19 protein-coding genes and 1 other annotated feature are annotated in these 24775 nt (G+C 40.6%); of the genes, 7 read left to right on the plus strand and 12 right to left on the minus strand.

The window, feature by feature from the left end:
- Window positions 1–19: 19 nt before the first annotated feature.
- Window positions 20–2680 carry an alanine--tRNA ligase gene (gene alaS, locus C9J34_RS05025; RefSeq protein WP_107838771.1) on the minus strand — a complete coding sequence of 887 codons (2661 nt, stop codon included), beginning with the start codon at window positions 2678–2680 and terminating at the stop codon, window positions 20–22.
- A 100-nt stretch (window positions 2681–2780) separates the two neighbouring features.
- Window positions 2781–2990 (minus strand) — a binding site (T-box leader).
- A gap of 410 nt (window positions 2991–3400) precedes the next feature.
- Between alaS and C9J34_RS05030 the strand changes: the two genes are divergently transcribed.
- A complete protein-coding gene (locus C9J34_RS05030; RefSeq protein ID WP_107838772.1) occupies window positions 3401–4333 on the plus strand; it encodes an Rpn family recombination-promoting nuclease/putative transposase in 933 nt (310 codons plus the stop codon).
- 38 nt (window positions 4334–4371) lie between these two features.
- Here the strand turns inward: C9J34_RS05030 and C9J34_RS05035 are convergent, their stop codons facing one another.
- Together C9J34_RS05035 and recD2 are read right to left on the minus strand one after the other, a co-directional pair.
- The gene (locus C9J34_RS05035; protein WP_107838773.1) at window positions 4372–5586 is read right to left on the minus strand and encodes an ISL3 family transposase; all 1215 of its coding nucleotides are present in this window, start codon (window positions 5584–5586) and stop codon (window positions 4372–4374) included.
- A gap of 324 nt (window positions 5587–5910) precedes the next feature.
- Window positions 5911–8313, minus strand: coding sequence for an SF1B family DNA helicase RecD2 (gene recD2 / locus C9J34_RS05040; RefSeq protein ID WP_107838774.1), 2403 nt, complete (start codon window positions 8311–8313; stop codon window positions 5911–5913).
- Between the two features lie 175 nt (window positions 8314–8488).
- Here recD2 and hisA point away from each other — a divergent pair, with 175 nt between their 5' ends.
- Window positions 8489–9262: a phosphoribosylformimino-5-aminoimidazole carboxamide ribotide isomerase gene (gene hisA / locus C9J34_RS05045; RefSeq protein ID WP_107838789.1), complete on the plus strand. Its 774-nt coding sequence runs from the start codon at window positions 8489–8491 to the stop codon at window positions 9260–9262.
- A gap of 5 nt (window positions 9263–9267) precedes the next feature.
- Complete coding sequence (locus C9J34_RS05050) at window positions 9268–9558, plus strand: hypothetical protein (RefSeq protein WP_107838775.1); 291 nt, start codon at window positions 9268–9270, stop codon at window positions 9556–9558.
- Between the two features lie 43 nt (window positions 9559–9601).
- Here the strand turns inward: C9J34_RS05050 and C9J34_RS05055 are convergent, their stop codons facing one another.
- The 5 genes from C9J34_RS05055 to cymR are packed head-to-tail and all read right to left on the minus strand — an operon-like array spanning window position 9602 to window position 13600.
- A complete protein-coding gene (locus C9J34_RS05055; RefSeq protein WP_238600570.1) occupies window positions 9602–10132 on the minus strand; it encodes a TraR/DksA C4-type zinc finger protein in 531 nt (176 codons plus the stop codon).
- A gap of 53 nt (window positions 10133–10185) precedes the next feature.
- Entirely contained in the window at window positions 10186–10845 is a 660-nt protein-coding gene (locus C9J34_RS05060) for a tetratricopeptide repeat protein (RefSeq protein ID WP_107838776.1), read from the minus strand.
- 10 nt (window positions 10846–10855) lie between these two features.
- On the minus strand, window positions 10856–11977 hold the full coding sequence (mnmA, locus tag C9J34_RS05065; RefSeq protein WP_107838777.1) for a tRNA 2-thiouridine(34) synthase MnmA: 1122 nt from the start codon (window positions 11975–11977) through the stop codon (window positions 10856–10858).
- A gap of 48 nt (window positions 11978–12025) precedes the next feature.
- Window positions 12026–13168, minus strand: coding sequence for a cysteine desulfurase family protein (locus C9J34_RS05070; protein ID WP_107838778.1), 1143 nt, complete (start codon window positions 13166–13168; stop codon window positions 12026–12028).
- A gap of 12 nt (window positions 13169–13180) precedes the next feature.
- Window positions 13181–13600 carry a cysteine metabolism transcriptional regulator CymR gene (gene cymR / locus C9J34_RS05075; RefSeq protein WP_107838779.1) on the minus strand — a complete coding sequence of 140 codons (420 nt, stop codon included), beginning with the start codon at window positions 13598–13600 and terminating at the stop codon, window positions 13181–13183.
- 254 nt (window positions 13601–13854) lie between these two features.
- Here cymR and C9J34_RS05080 point away from each other — a divergent pair, with 254 nt between their 5' ends.
- Both C9J34_RS05080 and C9J34_RS05085 read left to right on the plus strand, forming a co-directional pair.
- Complete coding sequence (locus tag C9J34_RS05080; RefSeq protein WP_238600571.1) at window positions 13855–14274, plus strand: DUF3995 domain-containing protein; 420 nt, start codon at window positions 13855–13857, stop codon at window positions 14272–14274.
- A gap of 45 nt (window positions 14275–14319) precedes the next feature.
- Window positions 14320–15600, plus strand: coding sequence for a replication-associated recombination protein A (locus C9J34_RS05085; RefSeq protein WP_107838781.1), 1281 nt, complete (start codon window positions 14320–14322; stop codon window positions 15598–15600).
- A gap of 352 nt (window positions 15601–15952) precedes the next feature.
- Here the strand turns inward: C9J34_RS05085 and lpdA are convergent, their stop codons facing one another.
- Together lpdA and C9J34_RS05095 are read right to left on the minus strand one after the other, a co-directional pair.
- Window positions 15953–17293, minus strand: a complete 1341-nt coding sequence (gene lpdA, locus C9J34_RS05090; protein WP_107838782.1) for a dihydrolipoyl dehydrogenase — start codon at window positions 17291–17293, stop codon at window positions 15953–15955.
- A gap of 97 nt (window positions 17294–17390) precedes the next feature.
- On the minus strand, window positions 17391–20480 hold the full coding sequence (locus tag C9J34_RS05095; protein ID WP_107838783.1) for an efflux RND transporter permease subunit: 3090 nt from the start codon (window positions 20478–20480) through the stop codon (window positions 17391–17393).
- Window positions 20481–20572: 92 nt separating this feature from the next.
- Between C9J34_RS05095 and C9J34_RS05100 the strand changes: the two genes are divergently transcribed.
- Window positions 20573–21412 carry a TetR/AcrR family transcriptional regulator gene (locus tag C9J34_RS05100; protein ID WP_107838784.1) on the plus strand — a complete coding sequence of 280 codons (840 nt, stop codon included), beginning with the start codon at window positions 20573–20575 and terminating at the stop codon, window positions 21410–21412.
- Between the two features lie 21 nt (window positions 21413–21433).
- Here the strand turns inward: C9J34_RS05100 and C9J34_RS05105 are convergent, their stop codons facing one another.
- The gene (locus tag C9J34_RS05105) at window positions 21434–22594 is read right to left on the minus strand and encodes an MDR family MFS transporter (protein ID WP_107838785.1); all 1161 of its coding nucleotides are present in this window, start codon (window positions 22592–22594) and stop codon (window positions 21434–21436) included.
- 187 nt (window positions 22595–22781) lie between these two features.
- On the opposite strand from C9J34_RS05105, the gene C9J34_RS05110 reads away from it, so the two are divergent.
- Window positions 22782–23330 carry a flavodoxin family protein gene (locus tag C9J34_RS05110; RefSeq protein ID WP_107838786.1) on the plus strand — a complete coding sequence of 183 codons (549 nt, stop codon included), beginning with the start codon at window positions 22782–22784 and terminating at the stop codon, window positions 23328–23330.
- 140 nt (window positions 23331–23470) lie between these two features.
- Here the strand turns inward: C9J34_RS05110 and C9J34_RS05115 are convergent, their stop codons facing one another.
- Window positions 23471–24505 carry a glycosyl hydrolase family 18 protein gene (locus C9J34_RS05115; RefSeq protein WP_107838787.1) on the minus strand — a complete coding sequence of 345 codons (1035 nt, stop codon included), beginning with the start codon at window positions 24503–24505 and terminating at the stop codon, window positions 23471–23473.
- Window positions 24506–24775 lie beyond the last annotated feature (270 nt).

The following is a 24775-nucleotide window of genomic DNA, read 5'->3' on the forward strand; positions in this document are numbered from 1 at the left end:
GGACTTTAGTTGAGTTAAGTTAAATGCCTTTTACATAATCATACACAGAATTTAGTGCTTGTTCAAGTTTTGCGCCATCTTTTGCACCAGCCATCGCCATATCTGGTCGACCGCCACCTTTACCACCACAAGCTTCCGCTACCATTTTAACAATATTTCCTGCATGGTAACTTCCACCAACTAAATCTTTCGTCACACCTGCACAAAGCATGACTTTGTCGCCATCAACAGCACCTAACACGATAACTGCGTTGTCCATCTTGCCTTTTAAATCGTCCATCATTTGACGCAGTTGATTATTATCTTTTGCATCCACTTTTGTTGCTAAAACTGTGACATCACCAATTTTTTGTGCTGCATCTAAAATTGCACCCGCTTGTGCGTTCGCAATTTTTTGTGATAACGATTCGTTTTCGCGTTGTAGTTCTTTATAATCTGCTTGTAAACCTGTCACACGTGCTACTAAATCTTTCGGGTTCGCTTTCAATTGCGTTGCAGCCTCGATTAAAACAGCCTCTTCTTCCTTCGCAGCTAAATATGCACCTTTGCCTGTTACCGCTTCAATACGTCTTGTACCCGCACCAATACCACCTTCAGACACAAGTTTGAAGAAGCCGATTTCAGATGTGCGCTCCACGTGAATACCACCACATAGCTCGATGGAATAATCGCCTACAGAAACAACACGTACAACATCACCATATTTCTCACCGAATAAAGCCATAGCGCCCATCGCCTTTGCTTCATCAATCGCCATTTCAGCAATCACAACCTCAAGATCTTCCCAAATCATTTCGTTTACTTTACGCTCAATTTGCACCAGCTCTTCCTTTGTTACTTGACCGAAATGAGAGAAGTCAAAGCGCAAGCGGTCTGGTCCTACATACGAACCTGCTTGATTTACATGCTCACCTAAAATATCTTTTAATGCACGGTGCATAATATGTGTCGCTGTATGGTTTTTAATCGTTAATTTGCGCTCTTCACGGTTGACAGAAGCCTGTACCGTATCATGTAAATGAAGCTCACCCGACTCCACAACAACCGTATGTAACGGTTGACCGTTTGGTGCTTTTTGCACATCTTTTACAAACGCTGTGAAATTGTCATTTGAAATGTAGCCATGGTCTGCAATTTGCCCACCCATTTCTGCATAAAACGGCGTTTCAGCAAGTAATACCAATGCCTCTTGCCCTTCTGAAGCCACTTCAGCTACTTGCCCATCGATCACAAGTGCTGTTACCTTTGTTTCAGCCGTTAATGTATCGAAGCCAACGAATGTACTTGGCGCTGTCAAATTAGCTAACACTTCACTTTGTACTTGCATCGAATCAACATCTTGACGAGCCGCACGCGCGCGCTCACGTTGTTCTTCCATTGCCACTTCAAAGCCTTCGTGGTCAACTGTCATGCCTACTTCTTCTGCATATTCCTCTGTTAATTCAATTGGGAAACCATACGTATCATATAAGCGGAATGCATCAGCACCCGGAATAAATGTTTCACCTGCTGCTTTTTGTGTTGCAACGACTTCATTGAAAATCGATAAACCGCCATCTAATGTTTCATGGAAGCGCACCTCTTCATTTTTAATGACGCGTTGAATAAATTCCTGTTTCTCTGTTACTTCTGGGTAGAAATCTTGCATAATTGCCCCAACTGTTGGCACTAACTCAAACATGAATGGCTTTTCAATGCCAATTTGCTTTGCATAACGTACAGCACGACGCAATAAACGGCGAAGTACATAACCACGTCCTTCATTTGATGGTAACGCGCCATCACCAATTGCAAACGCCACTGTACGGATATGGTCTGCAATCACTTTAAATGGTGTATTAACATCTTCCTGCGAGCCGAAAATTTCACTTAAATCCACTTCGTTTGGTCGTTTATAAGAACGGTTAGCAAACTCTTCGATTTTTTCAATGATTGGCATAAATAAGTCTGTATCAAAGTTGGTTGGCACATTTTGTACAACCGAAACAATACGCTCTAAGCCCATCCCTGTATCAATATTTTGCTTCGGTAGCGGCGTGTACGTATGATCTGGGTTATGGTTGAATTGTGAGAATACAAGGTTCCACACTTCTAAATAGCGCTCATTTTCGCCACCTGTATACATTTCTTCCTCTGGTGTATTGACACCGTATGCTTCGCCACGGTCATAGAAAATTTCTGAGTTTGGACCAGATGGACCTTCCCCGATATCCCAGAAGTTCCCTTCTAAACGAATAATGCGCTCCTCTGGAATGCCGATTTCATTACGCCAAACATTATAAGCTTCCTCGTCCTCTGGATGCACCGTAATCGATAATAACTCAGGATCAAAGCCCATCCATTTTTTATCCGTTAAAAACTCCCAAGCATAATGAATCGCTTCTTTTTTGAAGTAATCGCCAATCGAGAAATTCCCTAACATTTCGAAAAATGTATGGTGACGCGCTGTTTTTCCTACGTTTTCAATATCGTTTGTACGAATTGATTTTTGCGCGTTTGTAATGCGTGGATTATCTGGAATAATACGCCCATCAAAGTATGGCTTTAATGTCGCCACACCTGAGTTAATCCATAATAAAGTCGGATCATTAATTGGCACAAGCGGTGCTGACGGTTCATGATGATGCCCTTTTTCCTTGAAAAACTCTAAATACAGTCGTCGAATATCAGTTGCTTTCATAAATAAATTTCCTCCTAATGTAAAATGATTGATGGCAAGTTAACTACTCCTAAATTTTCGAAAGTGCGCTTAAAAAACCAAACAAAAAAGCCCTCATCCCAAAAGGGACGAAGACATTGTTTCGCGGTACCACCCTAATTTATAAATTGCCTATACAATTTATATCTCAAGCGCTTGTAACGTCAGCAAACGGCAAGGATTAGTTGCACTCTGGAGTAGCTGTTCAGCTTTAACTTATGGAGATTTTTGCAGCCGAGAAATCTCTTTCTAAACATTTATTAAAGCCTACTTGTTCCATCATCGTTTTTCATTTATTCTGTTTAAATTATATGCCAAGGTATATAGGCTGTCAATCTGATAACGGGAAATTGGCTAGGCTACAGATTGATTCATCTATATTTCACAAATAATAATTGAAGGTTCACTTTATGACTAACATTTTCATCATCAATACATCTGTTAAATCTTCTCTTTTCTAATTCTGAAAATTGTAGTAAATTGAGAATAAGCGAGTTTTATTCCCCATAGCTCGTCTAAATATCAGCAAGTATATCCTCCTCATTTCTATAACTCTCTTGTACCTTCCATGAACACCGTTACATTTCGTCACCACAACGCTCTTCTCCCAATCTATATTTATCCTATATGAATAGACTGTAAAGCCCCTCTGACAATTAAGAAGAAAACCCCAATTTATGCTATACTAAAAGGAGAGATTAAATGAATCGAAAAGCGTTAAAGCGCATCCCGTTAGATAAATTAATTGACTTAAAAATTGACCTAGCTTTCAAGCAATTGTTTGGTAGCGAAAAGAACAAAGAGATTACTGTTGTCTTTTTAAATGCCATTTTGCAGAAAACAGGTCGTGATACAATTAAAGAAGTACTATTTATTAATAAAGAACTGGGTCGTGTACATGACGGAGATAAGGAATCTCGCCTAGATATTGTTGTACGAACACAAGCTGGTGAGTTAATTAACATTGAAATGCAATTATCGAATGAAAACGATATGATGAAGCGAACACTGTATTATTGGGCTCGTTTATTTACTAATCAGCTCGCACGTGGAAAGAGTTATCATACATTGTTACCGACCATCACTATTAATATTTGCCATTTCACATTTTTCACGACACCCCATTACCATACCACCTACCATCTGTATGAAAAACAAACGCTGCATCGTCTACTACCACAGGATGACGTATTAGAAATCCACTTCATCGAAATGACAAAATTCCTTCAGGCTTGGCACAAGGAACAGCTAAATCCACTGGACGATATTTTAGCTCGGTGGCTACTTTTACTCGGTATGGTCGATGCACGCAAGCAAAAAGTATATGATGATATTTATAATGAATTGGAGGTCCTAGCGATGAAGGATGAACGTTTACAACAAGCCTTTGATACTTGGCAAGAACTCAGTCAAAACCCGGATACAATCATTGCCTACCACTCTCGTCTGAAGGCCATCATTGATGCAGAAGCCAAGCTGGACTATGCGAGGCATAAAGGGATTGAGGAAGGCTTGGTACAAAAAGCTGAGCAAATCGCAAGAAAAATGCTTGCTAAAGGGCATAATGATGACGAAATTCAGGAGATAACTGAGCTACCTTTAGCAGCAATTCAACGTTTGCGACTTGAATATTAAGGTTCAACGTCAAATGTTGGGGTGAGGTAAAATTCACGTCACCCCAAATGAACCCCGATATTTTTATACTGAATGTTTAATAAGATTTTTGCTTTGAAGTGATCGAAACGCCGAAAGCCATATGCGTTGCGTTTCATCACTTTGGTTCTGTTGTTAATGCCTTCTAAAAATCCATTGGAATAAGGGAAGATAAAACTGTTCAAGATCTCTACCTGCCAGTTTCTAAAAGTTTTAATGGCCTTTAAAAACGCATGAATCTGCTTCGTTTCCACTTCCTGATAAAACACTTCTAACCGCCTTTTTACTTCTGCTATATTTTCTGCTGTTGTAGCCCCGTCAAACCATTCGCAATAAGCTTCTTTCAGTTCGTATGCCTGCCGTAATTCTTCTGACATCCCCAAATAACGGGCCACATACCAGCGTTCTTTTCCGGTCAGTTTAGATGCCCGTTTATAGAGCACATGACGCATCCGCTTACACTTCTTCCGGTCATATGCGTGCCATTCCTTCTGCACTTTTCTCCGTACCTCATCCAACGCCCAGTAGATGTACCGGCAATAGTGGAACCGGTCTGCAATGATGACGGGCCGGCTCCATGCTTTTTTGACGGCTGCTTTGAAGCTTGGATTCATGTCCATCACCACCAGCTCTACGTCCTGACCATACTGGCGCAGATAGTCCTGAATCGTTTCTTTCCGCCGGTTGGGGAGGATATCAAGCGGCTCCCGGGTTTTTGCATCCGCAACAATCAGTTGGAATTTTCCTTCGTCTGTATCCCCTTTATATTCATCAATCGCAATGACTTTCGGCAGGCGCACGCCTTCTGCCATCTGCGTTTTTGCGGCTGACTGAAAGCGGCGGATGATGGTGGAACTAGAGGAGCCGAGAACCTCACCGGCTTCTTTAAACGTCTTGGCTTTCACGGAGCGCACCTGTGCCACCTGATTCCATTCCTTTGTGAAGCGCTGATACCTTTCCACAAATAGAGCGCGTTCAGAGAACCTTTTTCCGCAAGAACACGCATAACGACGCCGTCTGTAAAACAGGCAAGTCAACCGTTCAAACCACTTCAAATGCTTGATTTTCTGCATGCGGTAATCATGGATTTTCTGTGTAGTTTCCCCGCAGTTCTGGCAGTGATGAGGCTTTTTAGGGAGAGACACATAAAGGCAAGTCCGCTCTCCAAGCTCCTCCACCTTCTCGATAATGACTCCTTTTAATCCAGGGATATTCATGATAAAATTCATATGCACGTCTCACCTTTCTCTTACTTGTTTCTCGACAATTCAAGTATAAAAGAAATCGGTGAGTACGTGGCTTTTTTTATCCAAATTGTGTGAACACCCCAACAAATATTATAGAACCCCTTTTTGAGGTATTTTTTTACTAATCTTTTACTAAAGATGAAATGCAACGATATACAGTACACAAAAAAGTCGATGGAAGCCCATATTTATTGGCTTCCATCGACTTTTATTTGTTTGTATTTCATTGGTCTTAATAAAAATTTTGTCATTAAAATTCCATGATTATATTTTTTTCATCCAAACATCTGCTGGCATCATTAGAGCACCCAGCTACATAAAATCAAATGGCGACACACCCTCCATGCCAATCAATGGATGAATATATGGAGCGGTTTCTACATTTAATACAGGTGGTGCTGTCGTGTATGATTCTTGTGCTTCTGCAATCACCTCTACGAGTTCTTCCTCCATTGGGTTTAAGCGTGCCGTTAAGCTTGTAAAACGCTGTAAATCATCCGTTTTCATTAAGCCTTGTGCGAGCACATCTGACTCACCGCATAAAATTAAAAAGTTTTTCGCACGCGTGATGCCTGTGTAGAGCAAATTACGACGTAGCATTTTCGAATAGCCGCGCACAATCGGCATAATGACCGTTTGAAATTCAGAGCCTTGCGATTTATGAATCGAGCAGCAATACGCTAATGTAATTTGATTCAAATCGCCACGCTGATACGTCACTTCAATGCCATCGTAGGACACAACGAGCAAGTCTTGCTTTTCCACTGTTTCCTTTGCACGAATAATTGCGACAACCTCGCCCATATCGCCATTAAACACATTGCTATCAGGCTGATTGACGAGCTGTAGCACTTTGTCACCAATGCGATAAACCGTATCACCAAAAGCTAGCTCCTTGCGTGTGCCATCATTTGGGTTGACGAGCTCTTGAATTTGCTTATTCAATGCATCAATGCCTGCTGGGCCTTTATACATCGGTGCAAGCACTTGAATATCGCGTATCGCCTGCCCTTTCGCCGTTGCACTTTTGACAATTTGTGTCACAACATTTGCGATTTGCTCTGTCGATGCTTGAATAAAAGAGCGATCGGCTGTTTTTTGCGTTAATGTTGATGGTACTGTGCCTTGTTTAATTTGGTGAGCAATATCAATAATTGTTGACCCTTCCGCTTGTCTATACACATCCGTTAATTCTACAGTTGGTACTTGCTTAGATGCGAGCAAATCCTTTAAGACTTGCCCTGGGCCTACAGGTGGCAATTGGTCTTGGTCCCCTACGAAAATCACTTGCACGTCCTTTGCTAAGCTTTTTAATAGCTGATGTGCAAGCCATGTGTCAACCATTGACATTTCATCGACAATAACAAGACGTCCTGCGATTTCACGTTCTGTCTCCTCTTCCTTTTCCTGCCCTGTAAACCCTAGCAAACGGTGAATTGTCATGGCGGGTAAACCTGTTGATTCTGCTAGGCGTTTTGCTGCTCTGCCTGTCGGTGCAACTAATATAATCGGGAATGGTTCTTCTTTTTTCGCATATGTTTTTGGATCAAGCGACAAGCCATGTAACTCCGCATACACTTCCACAAGCCCTTTCACAACCGTTGTTTTTCCCGTTCCGGGTCCACCTGTTAAAATCATGACGGCATTTTGCAAGGCGCATTCAATTGCTGCTACTTGTGACGGTGCATATTGTACGCTGTCACGCTCCTCTAGCTCACCGATTGCCTTTAAAATATCATCCTTCGAAAAATGTGATTGCTTTTTATTGTTCGCGACAAGCTCTAATATTTTCGACGCGATGCCGACCTCACTAAAATAAAGGGATGGCAAATACATGCGCGTTTCCTCACCGCAAATTTTGCTCTCCTCACGCATTTCAATACAAGCTTCCGAAATCGCATCAAATGGTATTTCTACTCGTTGGCTTTGCTCCAGCATCGACTTCACCGTTGGCAGCACCTGCTCCGCCTCTAAATAAACATGTCCATCTGATAATGCTGCTACTGTTAAAACATGAAAAATAGCCGCTTTAATACGGTCAGGGTGATTGCCTGTTATGCCGAGCTTTGCCCCTAAATCATCTGCACGTCCGAAGCCAATTCCTTCTACTTCCTCAATTAAACGATATGGATTTTCCTTCAATAAAGCCACAGCATCCTCACGATATGTTTGGTAAATTTTCATACCGAGCTGTGGTCCAAAGCCCCATTCATTCAATTGAATCATCACACGCTCTAAGCCTAAATTTTGCTCAATTACTTCAACAACCATTTGCTTTTTCTCTTGCGATAATCTCGGAATGACATCAAGCACATTCGGATCATCCATTATTTTTTTCAACGCATCGACACCGAGCTTCTCGACAATCGTTTCTGCTGTTTTGCGACCAATCCCCGTAAATAAATCGCTCGATAAATAATGAATAACGCCTTGTTCTGTCGCTGGCACTTCCTTTTCAAACGTATCGATTTGAAATTGCACACCGTATTTAGGATGTGTTTTGATATTGCCTGTAAAACGATAAAGCTCATCCTCTGTCAGCGGTGGGAAATAGCCAACAACGATAATTTCCTTCTCATCATAGGCTAAATTTGTTTCTTGAATTTTCACGCGCACAATGGAGTACATATTCGTTGCATTATGAAAAATAGAAACAATCGGGCGACCTAGTACAAAGCGTTTTTCCAGCTCAAATAAATTTAAGTTTTCCACGATTTTGCGCCCCCTTCCGATGCGCTGCTAAACGCGCTACATTCTATACGTTAGTTTAACATAATTTATTGCTTGTTGCTGGAGGAGAAACACCGATTTTTTTGCATCTTTATCTATGTTCACTGCCCATCCAATGGTATGATAGATATATATTTTCTGGGGAAGGACTGTGATTGCGGTGGAATTTCGACCGTGCATTGATTTACACGATGGAAAAGTAAAACAAATTGTTGGCAGCACACTTGGCTATACCGATAAAGAAGTTGTTGAAAATTTTGTTTCAGCGCATGATGCAGGCTATTTTGCGCAACTTTTTCAGCAAGACCGTCTAACAGGCGGCCATGTCATTATGCTCGGTAGCGGCAATGAGGAAGCATCATTACAAGCATTGCGAGCTTACCCAAATGCGCTACAACTAGGCGGTGGCATTACTGCACAAAATGCAGCACGCTTTATTGAAGCAGGCGCCTCTCATGTGATTGTGACATCCTATATTTTTCATGATGGCAAGCTCGATTTGGAGCGTTTAAATAATCTTGTTGCCGCTGTCGGTAAAGAGCATCTTGTCATTGATTTAAGCTGTCGCAGCCGTGACGGCAAATGGTTCGTTGTGACAGATAAATGGACGAAATTTAGTGATTTCGAAGTGAACGCTGCATCCATTCAAATGATAGAAAACTATTGCGACGAGCTCTTGATTCATGCCGTCGATGTAGAAGGAAAGCGCAGCGGTATGCAGGAGGATTTAGTGCGTCAGTTAGCTGACTGGACAACCATCCCGACAACTTATGCTGGCGGTATTCGCTCACTCGATGATTTACAAAAATTCAAAGCGATTGCACAAGGTAAGCTACATATTACAATCGGCTCCGCTTTGGATATTTTCGGCGGTGACTTGGCATATACAGATGTTGTACACTATTGTCAGAAAAAAATTGGAAAGGAAGTTTAGTTACTATGTATATTCGTTATCAAAATTTAATTTTTCCATTTGAAGATACAAACTTAGAGCGCATTGTGGATGAGGGCTATTTCAAAATCAATTTACGAGACAAGCCACAGGAAGTACGCGTTAATTTAGAAAATGAATTAATGCTGCTTGAATTTTCTAAATCATTAAAGGCGACTTGTAGCTATTTACGCGACTTTAAAAAGGAGCCGTATATTATGGTTGCCATTGATTTAGAAGTGTTCGTTGACGAATTTAATAAGCGTTATAAATTGGATGCGGTGATTAGTCAAGCATAATCAAGAGGCTATAAGGAAAGCAACTCGCTTCCCTTATAGCCTTTTACATGTCCATATCCTCTTCCACTTGCGCTGGTAAATTTTCTATCTCAATATCAGCAATATCTCCCATTACCTCTTTGTCATAAGCGTCCCAATTCCCTTGCTCCAGCGCAATTTCGAGCGCATTTACACCTTCTTCTTCACGAAACGGATGCAAAACGGGCTGCTCTGTGATTTTTTCCACAGTTTCACTATCTTCAACACAAACATTGGTATAAGGAATTGCACATAAACGGTCATAAGGAATTGGCTGCTTACAAACAACACAAACTCCATATGTGTCTTCATCCATTTGGGCAAGGGCCTTGTCAATTTGTTCAAGCTTGTCATAGTGTTGCGTGTGCAATGTTAAGTCCTTGCTGCGCTCGAATAGCTCTGTGCCTAAATCGGCAGGATGATTCGACAGAAGTGATAATTCATCAACCGAATCACGCAAACTCACTGGTTCCTTAGCTGCAATGGTTTTAGACATGTCTTCTTTTTCGACAATAAGCATTTTTCGCAATTTCATTAGTTGCTTTTCCGTTAACATAATAAAACCCGCCCTTTTTCATTAGTATGCTGAAAAAGGACGGGTGCTATACGCTAGTTCATGCGCTGTGTGACCATATCATAAATATATTTGGCTTGATCAAATGCAGGCTGCAATGTGAATGCTTGCTTTAAATGATAAAGTGCATCTTCGGTGCGCTCTGTGGACACTGCATAAAGCACACCTAAATTATAATGTGCATCCGCATTGTTCCAATCTTCATCAATAACAAATTGCAACTCACCTTGCGCAATTTCGAACATTTCCAATGAACAAAGCAATATGCCATATGATAAGCGAATTTGCAAATCGGCTGGTGCAAGCTCTGCTGCGCGCTGCATATATGGTAATGCAAGCTTATACTGCTCCTCACGTTCGAATGATTTCGCTAGCATATAATAAGCATCTGCGCCTTCAATGCCATGCTCAATCGATTTTTGATAAAGCTTCGCCGCCTCGATATAGCGCTCTGCGTTATAATATAAATTCGCTAAGCCATAATAGGCTGTCGCCGATTTTTCATCAACTGTAATCGCCTTTTGGAAAAAACGTTCCGCGCGCTCTGCATCATTTAATACAGCTAATAAATTGCCGAAATTGACATAGCCTAGTGCATCATTTGGCTCCGCTTCAATCGCCTGCGTAAAAAATTGCGCTGCTTCCTCATATTTTTTTTCCTGAAACGCTTGAATGCCTTGCTCATTCAAAGACATAGCCAATCTCCTACCCTACAAATGTTAATTTTTCACTATTTTTAAATACTTCATCAATCGTTCCGCCACCTAAGCACACATCACCATCGTACAAAACAACCGCTTGCCCTGGTGTAATCGCACGTACTGGCTCGGCAAACTCAATATAAGCAGTGCCATCTGGACGCAATTCTACCTTTACTGGTGAATCGTCTTGACGATAACGGAATTTCGCTGTGCAGTTAAATTCTTTTGGTAGCTCTCTTTCAGTTGTAAAATTCATTTTAACAGCAGATAATGCCGTTGAATAAAGTGACTCATGGTGGAAGCCTTGTCCAACATACAGTACATTACGCGTTAAATCCTTACCTAACACAAACCAAGGCTCACCATCTCCACCGATGCCTAAACCGTGGCGCTGACCTAATGTATAGTACATTAACCCATCATGCTGCCCCATTACTTGCCCATCAAATGTTTCCATCTTACCAGGCTGTGCAGGTAAGTATTGGCTTAAAAATTCTTTAAAATTGCGCTCACCGATAAAACAAATACCTGTCGAATCTTTCTTTTTCGCCGTTGCTAATCCCGCTTCTTCAGCGATTTTGCGCACTTCTGGCTTCGGTAAATGACCAATTGGGAACATGACATGCTTTAATTGCTCCTGTGACAATTGATTTAAGAAATACGTTTGGTCTTTATTGTTATCAACACCGCGCAGCATCGCTGTTTCCCCTTCACGCTGTTCCACGCGCGCGTAATGGCCTGTCGCTAAATAATCTGCACCTAGGTTCATTGCATGCTCTAAAAATGCTTTAAACTTAATTTCTTTATTACACATAACATCAGGGTTTGGCGTACGGCCCGCTTTATATTCTTCAAGGAAGTACGTAAACACTTTATCCCAATATTGTTTCTCAAAATTCACCGCATAATAGGGTATACCGATTTGATTACATACTGCGATGACATCCTCATAATCCTCTGTCGCGGTACATACACCATTTTCATCAGTGTCATCCCAGTTTTTCATAAAGATGCCAATCACATCGTAGCCTTGTTGCTTTAATAAATAAGCAGCAACAGACGAATCGACGCCCCCTGACATCCCAACGACTACACGAATTTCGGATGGTTTTCTTGTTTCTATCATCATTAATCACCTTTTCAATCCTGTCGCGTAAAAGGCGCGAAGCATTTATTATTTCACAAGACGTTGTACAATATTTATCGTACGTTTTCCAGCCTCACGTACAAGCTCTTCATTTAAACTATGTCCAAAGCTAAAGCGTATGGAGCTGCGCAAAACCTTTGAATCTTTGCCGTACATTGCAACTAGGACATGCGATGGATCAATAGAGCCTGCTGTGCATGCAGAACCACTTGATACAAAAACGCCTGCCATATCCAAGTTCACTAAAAATGACTCAACATCTGTGCCTGGCAATGTCACATTGAAAATATGTGGCAACATATGTTCCTCATCACCATTCACTGTAAAGTCAATATGTGCTTGCGTAAACTCTTCCATTAATATAGCTTTATAGCGAGCGTACACTTGGCGTGTTTGTTGTTGTATTTCCATCACTTGTTGTGCCGCCTTCGCAAAGCCAACAGCTGCTGGAATATTTTCTGTTCCAGCACGGCGCTTTTTCTCTTGAGAGCCGCCATAAAGTAAGCTATCTATCTTTGTACCAGCTCTCATATAAAGCAAGCCAATGCCTTTAGGTCCACCAATTTTATGACTAGAGGCGCTTAGCAAATCGACTTGTAATTTTTCTACATCGATGTTTTCCAAGCCAAATGCTTGCACAGCATCCGTGTGGAATGTTGCTGGATGCTCCTTCAGTAGCTTGCCAATTTCCTCGATTGGCTGCAATGTACCCACTTCATTATTGCCATACATAATCGTGACTAAAATCGTGTCATCTGTCAATGCATTTGCAACATCACCGACTGCAACACGTCCCTTGTCATCTACAGGCAAATAAGTAATCTTAAAGCCTTGTCGCTCCAACTTTTCACAAGCATGTAATACCGCATGATGCTCAATTTGTGTCGTAATAATATGCTTTCCCTCATGCTGTCGTGCATAAGCCACGCCGAAAATCGCCATATTATCCGCTTCTGTTCCACCACTCGTTAAAACCACTTCATTTGCCGATGTATTTAGTTGCTTCGCTAAAATGGCCCGTGCCCCATCCAATGCTTTACGCGCTTCGCGTCCAGCCGCATGAATACTCGATGCATTGCCATATACAGTTTCCATTGCAGCATTCATCTCAGCAAGTGCCTCTTTTAACATGGGCGTTGTTGCAGCATGATCAAGATAAATTGTTGTCATGTTATAAACTCCTTAAATATAGAACATATAGCCATCTGTAGGTGAAGATTCTGTATACTGTGCCAAATCTTCTAAGCTTGTTGTATCCAAGACATTTTTCACGGCATCACGAATGCGCATCCATAGCTCACGCTGTGGCGCTTCCTCATCTTCAATACCTTCTACTGGCTGAATTGGCCCTTCAAGCACACGGATAACATCCGCCGCCGAAATTTCTGCTGGTGGATTTGCTAGCATATAACCACCATAAGCCCCTCGTACACTTTTTACTAAGCCTGCATTGCGCAGTGGGGAAACTAGCTGTTCCAAATAGGCTTCTGATAAGTCTTTTTCAGCCGCAATTTGACGTAATGGAATCGGCCCTTCTCCGTGATGTTTCGCTAATTCAATCATAATTGTTAAGCCATATCGACCTTTTGTAGATATTTTCATAAATAACACCTCTAATTTTCTAGTCCATTCATTCGACTTATTATATCATATTTCCTGTTATTCCACTCGGAAATACGTTCAAAAATTAATCGAAAGAAGCAATTTAGAAAGCTTAAATCATCATCAATCAAAGGAAAACCTTGCTTTTATTTATTCATTTTAAATTTTTATATTCTGATCATTGTGCTCCCTTGACAAAGTATAGGCACAGTTAGATAATGCAAATAACTTCTATCGGTAAAGGGGGAAAATTAATGCTTCATCTAATAGCGATTGGCGTCTTATGGATTATTGCTTTGTTTCATGTATATTGGGCTTTTGGCGGACGCTTAGGCGTTTCCGTTGTCATTCCGTCCAAAACCGCATCACAGCATACAGCTTTTCAACCTAAAATGCCTGTTACCCTGCTGGTTGCATTACTACTCCTTTGCGCTAGTGGTCTCATCGCTGTACAAGCAGGCTACATCCAAAGCTTACAAGCAACTAGACTATCTTCAATTGCTTGCTTTATAGGCGCTATCATTTTTCTTATACGGGCGATTGGTGATTTTCGTTATGTTGGATTTTTCAAAAAGATTAAGCATTCTCGATTTGCCAAATATGATTCATGGCTTTATAGCCCCCTTTGCTTATTTCTAAGCTATGTTTATTTTGATTCGTCTAATGTTTTTTAGTAATGAGGAATCAAATGCAATTACAATAAAAAGTTGGTGATATTTATGCACAATGAACCTTTAGCTTATAAAATGCGACCGCGCAATTTAGATGAAGTCGTAGGACAACAAGACATTATTGGCAAGGATAGTGCTCTTTACAAAATGATCACCAAAGGACATGTGCCATCCATGCTCCTTTACGGTCCTCCTGGTGTTGGCAAAACATCAATCGCAAGTGCCATTGCAGGTAGCTCAAAGCTACCATTTTTTGCTTTAAATGCAACACAAGCAGGAAAAAGCGATATTGAACAAGTTGTGATGGATGCAAGGATGTCTGGTAAAGTTATTTTATTTTTAGATGAAATTCATCGCTTTAATAAATTGCAACAAGACACGCTGCTACCTCATGTAGAAAATGGTTCGATTGTTTTAATTGGGGCAACGACAGAAAATCCATTCCATAGCGTCAATCCTGCTATTCGTTCACGCTGCGGGGAAATTTTGCAGCTTAGACGTTTAACCGTTGAAGATGTAAGTACATTGCTAAAGCAAGCGCTAACAGATGAAGAACGCGGACTTGGCAAGCTCGGCATTTCTGCCACGGATGAGCAACTGATAAAAATAGCAGAGGCTAGTAATGGGGACGCACGTAAATCGTTAACATTACTTGAATCAGTGTACTATGCCTCTGATGAAAAAGATGGCATAACCGTGCTTAGCGACCGCGCAATTGAGCATTTAGCGAAACGAATCGGCGTCTATGGTGATAAAGGCGGCTCGCATTTTTATAATTTATTATCCGCCTTGCAAAAATCCATTCGTGGTAGCGATACAAATGCTGCTTTATATTATTTAGCACATTTATTAGAATCAGGCGATTTAGTTGCTGTCTGTAGACGTCTCTTAGTTATTGCCTATGAAGATATCGGCTTAGCAAACCCCGCTGTTGGTGCACATGTCAATGCAGCAACCGATGCCGCTGGAAAGCTGGGGCTACCAGAGGCTCGCATTCCCCTTGCTGCCGCTGTTGTTGAAATGTGCTTAAGCGATAAATCCAATTCTGCGTATCAAGCGCTCGATGCCGCCATTGCAGCCATTCATGCTGGCAAAACTGGTGACATCCCAAATCATTTAAAGGATGCCCATTATGCAGGGGCAACAACACTTGGACATGTCGGCTATCAATATCCACACGACACGCCAATTGGCACTTTTGGTGGCTGGGTTGATCAGCAATATTTACCTGATATACTTGTCGGAACAGAATTTTACAAGCCTGTTATTGCAGGGGAAGAAAAGCGGATGGCTAGTATTTATGAGAAATTAAAATCCTTTAAAAAATAAAGCAAGCCTCCATCGTCAGTTGACTGGTGGATGCTTGCTTTTTATATGTATTTCTTATGATTCTATCAGCAATTTGTCATAATATTAGCGAGTTTCGAGAATATATCGGCGCTTTTTCAATTATATCAGCGCTTTTCATAGATATATCAGCGAATTTTTTAATATATCAGCGCTTCGCCAATTTTCATCCTTATCTGCTTTTTCCAAGACATAAAAAAAACGAGCAGGGGCTCATCTCCCTGCTCTTTGGCAGAAGCTTCCCAGCGAATCCGTGCTGTTAATGGACGCTTCTGTTGTAAAGCCGAAGCTTTACGTAGGTTTGGCACCTAAACTTTATTATAGCAAACTATCATTATGCTTTCAAATGAATTGCTTTGCCGAAAACTGCGCGTGCCGCATCACCGATATGCTCACTTACAGTTGGATGTGGGAACACCATACGAGCTAAGTCTTTCACAGAGCCACCTGTAATTTTACATGCGAGCATGGCATTAATCATTTCTGTCGCACCATCCCCTACAACACAAGCGCCGTAAATGTCACCTTCAGGGCTTGCAACAAATTTCATAAAGCCTTGAATATTACCTTCAAGTAATGCTTTCGGATTTGTTGGCAAATACATTTTCGTGACAATCGCATCTGCTGGTGCCTCATGCTCCAGCATGCCGAATGTTGCAATTTCAGGATGTGTATAAACACAGCGTGGGATTACTTGTTGATTAATTACGCGTGGATGCTTGCCTAAAATATAGTCCACTGCATGTACACCTTCTGCGCTTGCCGAATGGGCTAACTGGAAGCCGCCAACTAAATCACCAATCGCAAAAATACTTGGGATACTCGTTTCATAATGGTTATTGACCGCAATTAAGCGACCATCCATTTTTAATTCTAAAGCTTCAGCGATTTGTGTATTTGGGCGACGACCTGTTGCGAACAATAAATTTTCATACGTAAAGACCCCTTTTGACGTATGTATTTCATCGTTGCGAATTTCTTCAAATGTAAAATCGGTTACAAGTTCAATGCCTAGTTGCGCCATACGTTGGCGGATAATTGGGCGCGCATCGGGCTCCTCTGTTTGTAAAATATCTTGACTGTGATTTAAGACAGTTACTTTCGTGCCCATTGGAGCTAGCGCAAATGCCATTTCGATAGCAATGACACCACCGCCAATAATCGTTAGCTGCTTCGGCAATTTTTCAATAGAAAAAAATGTATCTGTCGTATAATAATTTGCTGTTTCAATGCCTTTAAAAGGCGGTACAAATGGGCGACTACCCGTCGCTAAAACAACATGATCCGCTGTAAGCGCTTCCTCGCCAACCATCACTTTGCGCTCCGCAGTCACGCTTGCTTCTCCACGGTACATCGTGATTTGTGCGCTTTCAATAAAGCCTTCAATATTATCCAAAAGCTCTGCGACTACAGCATCTTTACGCTGCATTAACTTTGGAAAATCAATATCAATTGTCGGTACCGTAATGCCCCAATCTGTGCCACGACGGATTTCCTGCACAAGCTTGCTATGCTCTAGCATAATTTTTGATGGGATACAGCCCACATTATAGCAAGCACCGCCAACTTTATCTTTTTCTATAAGTGCCACCTTTAAGCCACTCTTGGCAGCATGAATCGCCGCAACATAACCACCAGGTCCTGCGCCAATAATTGCAATATGATAATGCTCCATAAATTCTCCCCCTTTTTATTACGATACCATTTTCTATTTTTCCTTACTACACAAAAACAAAAAGACTGTAGGAAAATCTCCTACAGCCCCAAATTTATTAATTTTCTTCGATATCTTTACGATTTTTCTTCAGCATTTTTGAAAGTAATTCATAGACGATTGGTACAACAACTAATGTCAATAATGTTGATGATAGTAAACCACCAATTACGGTTACAGCTAAGTCTTTTGAAATCAAGCCGCCACCTGCGCTACCAAATGCCATCGGTAACATCGCACCAATTGTTGCGATTGCTGTCATTAAAATTGGACGTAAACGTGTCATCCCTGCTTCTAAAATTGCCTCACGCATCACCATACCTTCGCGTTCCATATGAATAATACGGTCAACTAATACAATGGCGTTCGTGACGACGATACCGATCAACATGAGGAGACCCATCATAACAGATACAGAAATCGTTTGCCCTGTGACGAATAGACCAACAAATGCACCGATTACTGCGAATGGTAATGAGAATAAAATCGCGAATGGCGCTAACCCTTCACCAAATGTCACAACAAGAATGAAGTAAACAATAGCAATCGCCGCAAGCATCGCAATACCTAATTGCGTAAATGCTTCGATCATGTCTGCCGCAACACCAGAAACGCCTGTTGTCACACCTTTTGGTAAATCTAATTCGTCCACTTTTTTATCCGCAGCAGCAGTTGCTTTGGAAATATCGTTGCCAACAATTTTTGCCTTCACTGTTGCAAAATACTCACCTTTTGAACGTGTTAACGAATTTAATGCTGTGCTTTCTTCCACTTCTACTAAGTCTCCAATTTTCATTGTTGTGCCTAGTGCTGTTGGAATTTCTGTTGCTAAAATATCGTCGATTGATTTCGCCGCAGTTCTCGCTTCACGCTGTACAATCACATTAATATCTTTACCGTTATGCTCGACAGTCGTCAATGTTTCAGATGTGCCCTGTGGCGCTAAAGCCATCACGATTTGCGCTGTCGTTAAGCCGTATTGCAGAACGTTTTGTTGCTCTACTTTTAATACGTGCTCCACATAAGGGTTTTCGTTATCTGACTTCACATCTTCCAAGCCGTCAACGCTTCGCAACGCTTCCTCTACTTGCTCAACCGATTTACGTAGATTATCAAGATTTTCACTATATAATGTGTAGCTTACTTCGCTTGAGCCCATGCCCATTGCAGCGAAATCTTGTGACTTCCATTCACCTGATTGCCCAATATTGAACACATAGTCCTCTACCTCTGTACGAGCGCCTGGGAAATCCTTCATATCTGGATCAAAAATTAAGTACATCAATGCACCGCCACCTGCGCCACCCATCATCATTGTTGCAGGGTCAGCACTTTCAGCATCTGTAATTGATACTTGCACGATATCCACATCATCGCGCTTGATTAATTCTTGCTCCACGATGTGAACGTTCTTCTCTGTTTCATCTTTTAGCTCACCTGTTGCTGGTGTATACGTTAAATACATGACCTTTTCTTCCTGTGAACCTAAGAAGCTAAAGCCAATTAATGGTGTTAATGCTAATGAACCAACAAGCATTGCAATCGCAATGAGCGATGTAATAACTTTATGGTTTAATGCTTTTTCTAATACGCCTTTATACCAAGCTGCTAATTTACCAGCCTCTTTATGCTGACTTTCTGTCTTTTCACCATAAATTTTCTTGCGGAACAAGAAGTGAGATAATGCTGGTACAATTGTAATCGCCACTAATAATGATGCACCTAATGCAAATGACATCGTTAACGCGAATGGCATAAATAGCTCACCAACCATACCACTCACGAACATTAACGGTGCAAATACCGCCACTGTTACTAATGTAGATGATAAAATTGGCTTGAACATTTCAATTGTTGCCTCACGAATCAACGCGCGACCTGTTAATTTTTCTTGCTTCAAGTGAATACGACGATAAATATTTTCCACGACGACGATGGAATCATCAATAACGCGTCCAATCGCAACCGTAATCGCACCTAGCGTCATAATATTTAACGTAATATCCATCCAGTTCAATAATAGCAATGCCATAAAGACAGATACTGGAATCGAAATAATCGAAATAATTGTCGATTTGAAATCACGTAAGAACAGTAAAATAATTAATACAGCGATAGCACCACCGAATACTGCTTTCTCAATCATCGTGAAAACCGAATCTTCAATTGGTTTCCCTTGGTCAAGCGATACATCAATGATTAAGCCATCAATTCTTGCTGTTTCCTCTTCAATTAAATCTTTCACTGCATTGACAACTGTTACAGTATTCGCATCTTGCGCTTTGACAATTTGCACACTAATTGAATCTTCACCGTTTGTACGTGAAATGGATTGAACTTTCCCTTGCACTTCAATTGTTGCAATATCGCCTAAACGAACAAATGGCGATGGATTTTCCGCTGATGGTGTAACAGGAATTAATAATTCTTTTAATTCATCAACTGATTGTACTTTTCCATCGACAGAAACAGCTTGCTCACCGACAGTAAATTCATATAGACCTAGCGATAAAGCCATATCGCTTGCTTGAATCATTTGCTTAACCGTCTCTTCTGTTAAGCCAAGCTCTGCCATTTTCGCTTCGTCATATTTGAATGATACTTGCTCGATATGCTGACCTGTGATGGAAGCCGATGCAACACCTTCAATTTTATTAAGCTTTGGTAGAATAATATCTTCTACTGTTGAAGTCAGGTCCACAATGTCTTCTTGTGAGCTACTTACGGATAATGCAACAACAGGCATCATATTCATGCTAATTGCCATAACAGAAGGCTTTTGTGCTCCCTCTGGTAAGACAATGTCATCTAAAGCTGATTCTAATTGACGCTTTTTCTCATCCATATCAACGCCATAATCATACTCGATTTGCACTTGTGAAACGTTCGATGATGACGTTGAAAAAACCGATTTCACATCTTCTAAACTCTCTACCTTTTTCTCAAATGGTATGGATATATCGTCCATTACTTGCTCAGGTGTTGCTCCAGGATACACACCTACAACAATTAAATACGGGATCGAAATATCTGGAATTGATTCCATCTTCATTCGCGTGCCTGAATAAATACCTGAAGCGGTAATAATAATCGTTAATAACCATACAGCTAGCTTATTTTTCAAAACAAAATTGACTAAAGATTGCACGTTTATACCAACCCTTCCTTGACACTTTTTTTCACAAATCCTATAATAATGACTAATCGGTCAGTTGTCAATTCAGAGAGGTGGTTAAATTTATGTCAAAGAAGCAACTTATTTTAGAAACGGCCGCTCAGCTCTTTGCTACAAAGGGAATTGATGCGACATCCGTTCAACAAATAACAGAGGCTTGTGGCATATCCAAAGGGGCTTTTTACTTATCATTTAAATCAAAGGATGAGCTCATCATCGCAATTATTGACTATTTTGTGAAAGATGTTGCGGCAAGGATTGACCAAGCAGTCACAGAAAGTCAAAACAATGAGGAAAAGCTCTATAACTATTACTATCAAATTTTTTCAATCCTGCAGGAGCATGCCACACTTGCCTCAGTCTTTTTCAAAGAGCATACACAGTTCGTCAATGAGGACTTTATTAAAAAAATGGCACATTACGATACGCTAATGAATAAGCTGATTGAAAATTTATTATTGGAGCTTTACCCACAGGCAGAAGCACATGTATATGATTTAGCAGTGATTGTACGCGGCTTTATTTCAGGCTACTCAGAGCATTTATTCCATAAAATCAATGGTCATCCATACGATTTACAAACACTTGCTAAGAGCCTTGTTGAAAAAACAACAATTATTGCTACACACGCAAAAACGCCTTTTATTACAAAGGAAATGGTCGCAATCCAATCCGCAGATGAAACATTAATTACAGCGGAAAATATTATACATGAAGCAAGCATATTGAGTTCTTATTTGGATGATGAAGTGCTGCAAGATTCCGTCAATATTATTAAAGAGCAGCTGCAATCTTCTAAACCTCGCCCCGCTATCATACAAGGTATGCTGAATAATTTGCGAGTTGAACCTGTATGCAATTGGTTTTGCTTTCTCGTTAAAGAATATATGCAAAAAGAAGGCTGACGGGTTTCCATCAGCCTTCTCTTAAAATGCACGTCTATAAAATGGAATACTCATTAATACGAGTAATGCCACAATAAAGAACAATTGCGCCTGTAAGTGAATTAATAGCCAACCACCTAATACAGGTCCTATAAAGCCACCAATATTTTTTAATTGAGAGGCGCCTAAATAAGTGGCTTTCTGTGTTTCTGGAGCAATTTCTTCGATAACAGCATTCATCATTGGAAAAGCAAAAATTTCGCCAATTGTAAAAACAATCATCGCTATAATAAATAGCCACGCGGTATTGGCCATACCAAATAGCATTAAACCAAGCGCAAAGAAAATAATACCTGCAATAAGCGAAGCTAATATTGAAATTTTTTCTGCTAGCATACTAATTGGTAACTGTAAGATTAAAACAACGACTGCGTTTAAGGAAATAAGTAGCGAATAAAGCTTTACACCGTCCTCTAATTTTAACTGAATAAATTGTGGTAATGTCGAATCAAATTGTGCATAGCCAAGACCAATTAATGTACCACCAGCTAAAAATAACAATAACTTATAATCGGAGAACACAACACGCAAAATACTAGCGATATTTTGTCCATCTGCCAATCGTTTTTGACGCATTTCATATTTATTCAAGACACCAATTAAAAACAAGCCATAAACTACATACATGACACCTGTTATAATGAATGGAATGACAGGGCTCGCTAAAGTCGAAATCATCACACCTACCAAAGGGCCTATAACAGCAGCAATGTTAATCGCTGTATAACGCACAGAAAACAGGCGACGCTTTTTCTCATTGTCCGTAAAATCAATCATCAATGCTTGAGTTGCTGGCTCAAAAAAGGAGCGACATAGACCATTGATCGCATTTAAAGCGACAAATAGCAATGCAAAGGTTGTCAGAGCGAAGCCAAAAAATACGCTTCCCCAAACAAAAATCGTGACAATAATAATCACTTTGCGCCCAAAGCGGTCTGTTAAATAACCGCCTAAAAAGCCTCCAAATGTCGCGAAAAGTGGGGCAATACCTATCGTAAGACCAATAAGCATTGGCGATGCGCCATGCACATTATGTAAATAAATTGCTAAAAATGGCATTGTCATAAAACTAGCAATGCGCGTGAAAATCGTTCCGAATAAAATAATCCACACAAGTGGATGAAAATAATGTATTAGTTTCATTGAAGCACTTTCTCACTCCCTTCAAAATTCACTGATTGTTCTGATATTATAACTTAGCTAATCATACTCCATGTTATTCCTCTGAGGCTAGTTAATTGTTTGGAATCGCCATTGAATCAAGTTAGTGTTTTTTAGCATATACTATATTTATGTGAAAAGCTATTAACTTTTAAAAAGGAGTAGAGAAATGAAAATTTTACTTTTAACAGGAAGTACAAGAACTGACGGCAACAGTGAGCAACTCGCACATGCGGCATTGCAGGGACTGTCCTATGAAACGATTCAATTAAAAGACTTAAACATTAAGGCGATTGAGGATTTACGCCATACGGATGAAGGCTTTCATCCTGTCGATGATGATTACACGAAAGTGTTGGAGGCTATTTTAAGAAGCGATTTGCTCGTGTTAGCGACACCAATTTATTGGTATAGCATGTCAGGCACGATGAAAAATGTCATTGATCGTTTTAGCCACGCTATTCGAGACACGCGCTATCCAAATGTAACGGAGCATTTAAAAACGATGAAAGCCGTCGTTATCGCAGTTGGCGGTGACCAGCCGCGCATTAAAGGCTTACCCTTGATTCAACAATGCCAATATACATTTGACTTTTTAAAAATCGAATTTTATTCGTATATTATCGGAGAGGCGCGTAAGCCTGGAACGATTCACAATGATAAGCTAGCACTTCAGCAAGCCGCTTACTTAAATGAGCAGCTTCGCACATTGTCATAAAGCGAAACTTTAATTTGCGGCAATTCTTTTCGCTTTCCATACAGGGAATTAAAGGGGCGTGTTAGGCAAAAAACCTAACACGCCCCCTTTTATCACCAACCATTGAGGGACGTTCACCTCCCAATGATTGAAGATTCACTTTATTGTTGCTGTGCTGCAATCCACTCGATAGTGCCCGCACTAAGGCCCCCTGCACGCCATAAGACGAAATGCTCATATTTTGGGTCTTTCTCCTGCACATAGGCAACCCACTTTTGCAAAGTTTCCGCATCCGCATACCACGCTTCATAATCCATGCCATTGTCGTTATAATGGAAATAGATAGCATGACTATTTTGATCACGCTTTATTGTTGCATTTGTAGAAGCAACTAATTTTTCTGCTTCATCACCTGTTAATGCCGTAATTTTCCCACTTTTTGGCCAAGTGAAACCACCTGTCGCAAAGGCGATACTAAATTGCTGATTGGACTTTTCGAGCCTTACAAGAAGCTGATCTAAAAAAGAAAAAGTCGCTTTTGCTCCTGGGCCACTATGGTAGCCATGCACATTATAGGCCATCACCGTATAGCTCGGTCCATCTGGTAAAGGATTTTCGAATGGGAAGCTTGGCACTACTACAACATGCATCGACAAGCCCCTTTTTTCTAGCACCTCATAGAGCTCTTGTAAAAACAAAATATAATTTGCTGTATCCTCTTTTGCTATTTTTTCATAATCAATTTCAACACCATCAACAGGAAATTGTTCAGTCATCGCAATAATATCATTAATATGCTTCTTACGTGCCTGCTCATCCTTGACAAAACGATGAAGCAATGTGCCGTCCTTTTGCACAGATGGCCTGCCCTCTACAACATAATCATTAATAAAGGTTAAAAGTATCGTATGGCTATCTCGATAATTATCGTGCATATGCTCGTATACTTTCGCTGCTGTTTCCGTTAAAAACGGCTTGTCATTGCCATCAAAATAAGCACCAAAAACACGCAAGCTTTGTAAACCTTCATATGAATTCCCAACATTCTCTATATTCGATTTTAGCTGCCATTCTGGAAGCCAAATCGATAAATTCGCTTTCCTTACTTCCTCGCGATGATTTTTTGTCGCTGCACTACTGTTACACCCTGCAAGTATAACAATTGCTATGACAAAAAAAGTGAATATTTTTTTCATTTCTATATGGCCTCCAAAGCTTTAGAAGGTTTCAATGAAGAAATCTACTAGTCGATTAAACCATGTAATCACATTATACTTCACTTGATTGAACTTTGTATATTGGTTCGTAAACACGACTTCCTCTGTTATAGTTGTTATTTCACCGTATTGCAATTAAACGATTCATTAACCAGTATGATAAAACTTACAATCTGTTTAAATCAACAAAATATGATAAAGTGAACCTTCAATCAGTGGGGGTTTTCCTCATCCCCCACTGATTGGTGA

This window comes from Metasolibacillus meyeri, from assembly GCF_003049505.1.
Lineage (GTDB): Bacteria > Bacillota > Bacilli > Bacillales_A > Planococcaceae > Metasolibacillus > Metasolibacillus meyeri.

Coding starts and splice junctions, on each gene's coding strand:
- alaS (WP_107838771.1), bottom strand. CDS start 2,680: ATGAAAGCAACTGATATTCGACGACTGTATTTAGAGTTTTTCAAGGAA.
- C9J34_RS05030 (WP_107838772.1), top strand. CDS start 3,401: ATGAATCGAAAAGCGTTAAAGCGCATCCCGTTAGATAAATTAATTGAC.
- C9J34_RS05050 (WP_107838775.1), top strand. CDS start 9,268: ATGTATATTCGTTATCAAAATTTAATTTTTCCATTTGAAGATACAAAC.
- C9J34_RS05055 (WP_238600570.1), bottom strand. CDS start 10,132: ATGTTAACGGAAAAGCAACTAATGAAATTGCGAAAAATGCTTATTGTC.
- C9J34_RS05060 (WP_107838776.1), bottom strand. CDS start 10,845: ATGTCTTTGAATGAGCAAGGCATTCAAGCGTTTCAGGAAAAAAAATAT.
- mnmA (WP_107838777.1), bottom strand. CDS start 11,977: ATGATAGAAACAAGAAAACCATCCGAAATTCGTGTAGTCGTTGGGATG.
- C9J34_RS05070 (WP_107838778.1), bottom strand. CDS start 13,168: ATGACAACAATTTATCTTGATCATGCTGCAACAACGCCCATGTTAAAA.
- cymR (WP_107838779.1), bottom strand. CDS start 13,600: ATGAAAATATCTACAAAAGGTCGATATGGCTTAACAATTATGATTGAA.
- C9J34_RS05080 (WP_238600571.1), top strand. CDS start 13,855: ATGCTTCATCTAATAGCGATTGGCGTCTTATGGATTATTGCTTTGTTT.
- C9J34_RS05085 (WP_107838781.1), top strand. CDS start 14,320: ATGCACAATGAACCTTTAGCTTATAAAATGCGACCGCGCAATTTAGAT.
- lpdA (WP_107838782.1), bottom strand. CDS start 17,293: ATGGAGCATTATCATATTGCAATTATTGGCGCAGGACCTGGTGGTTAT.
- C9J34_RS05100 (WP_107838784.1), top strand. CDS start 20,573: ATGTCAAAGAAGCAACTTATTTTAGAAACGGCCGCTCAGCTCTTTGCT.
- C9J34_RS05105 (WP_107838785.1), bottom strand. CDS start 22,594: ATGAAACTAATACATTATTTTCATCCACTTGTGTGGATTATTTTATTC.
- C9J34_RS05110 (WP_107838786.1), top strand. CDS start 22,782: ATGAAAATTTTACTTTTAACAGGAAGTACAAGAACTGACGGCAACAGT.
- C9J34_RS05115 (WP_107838787.1), bottom strand. CDS start 24,505: ATGAAAAAAATATTCACTTTTTTTGTCATAGCAATTGTTATACTTGCA.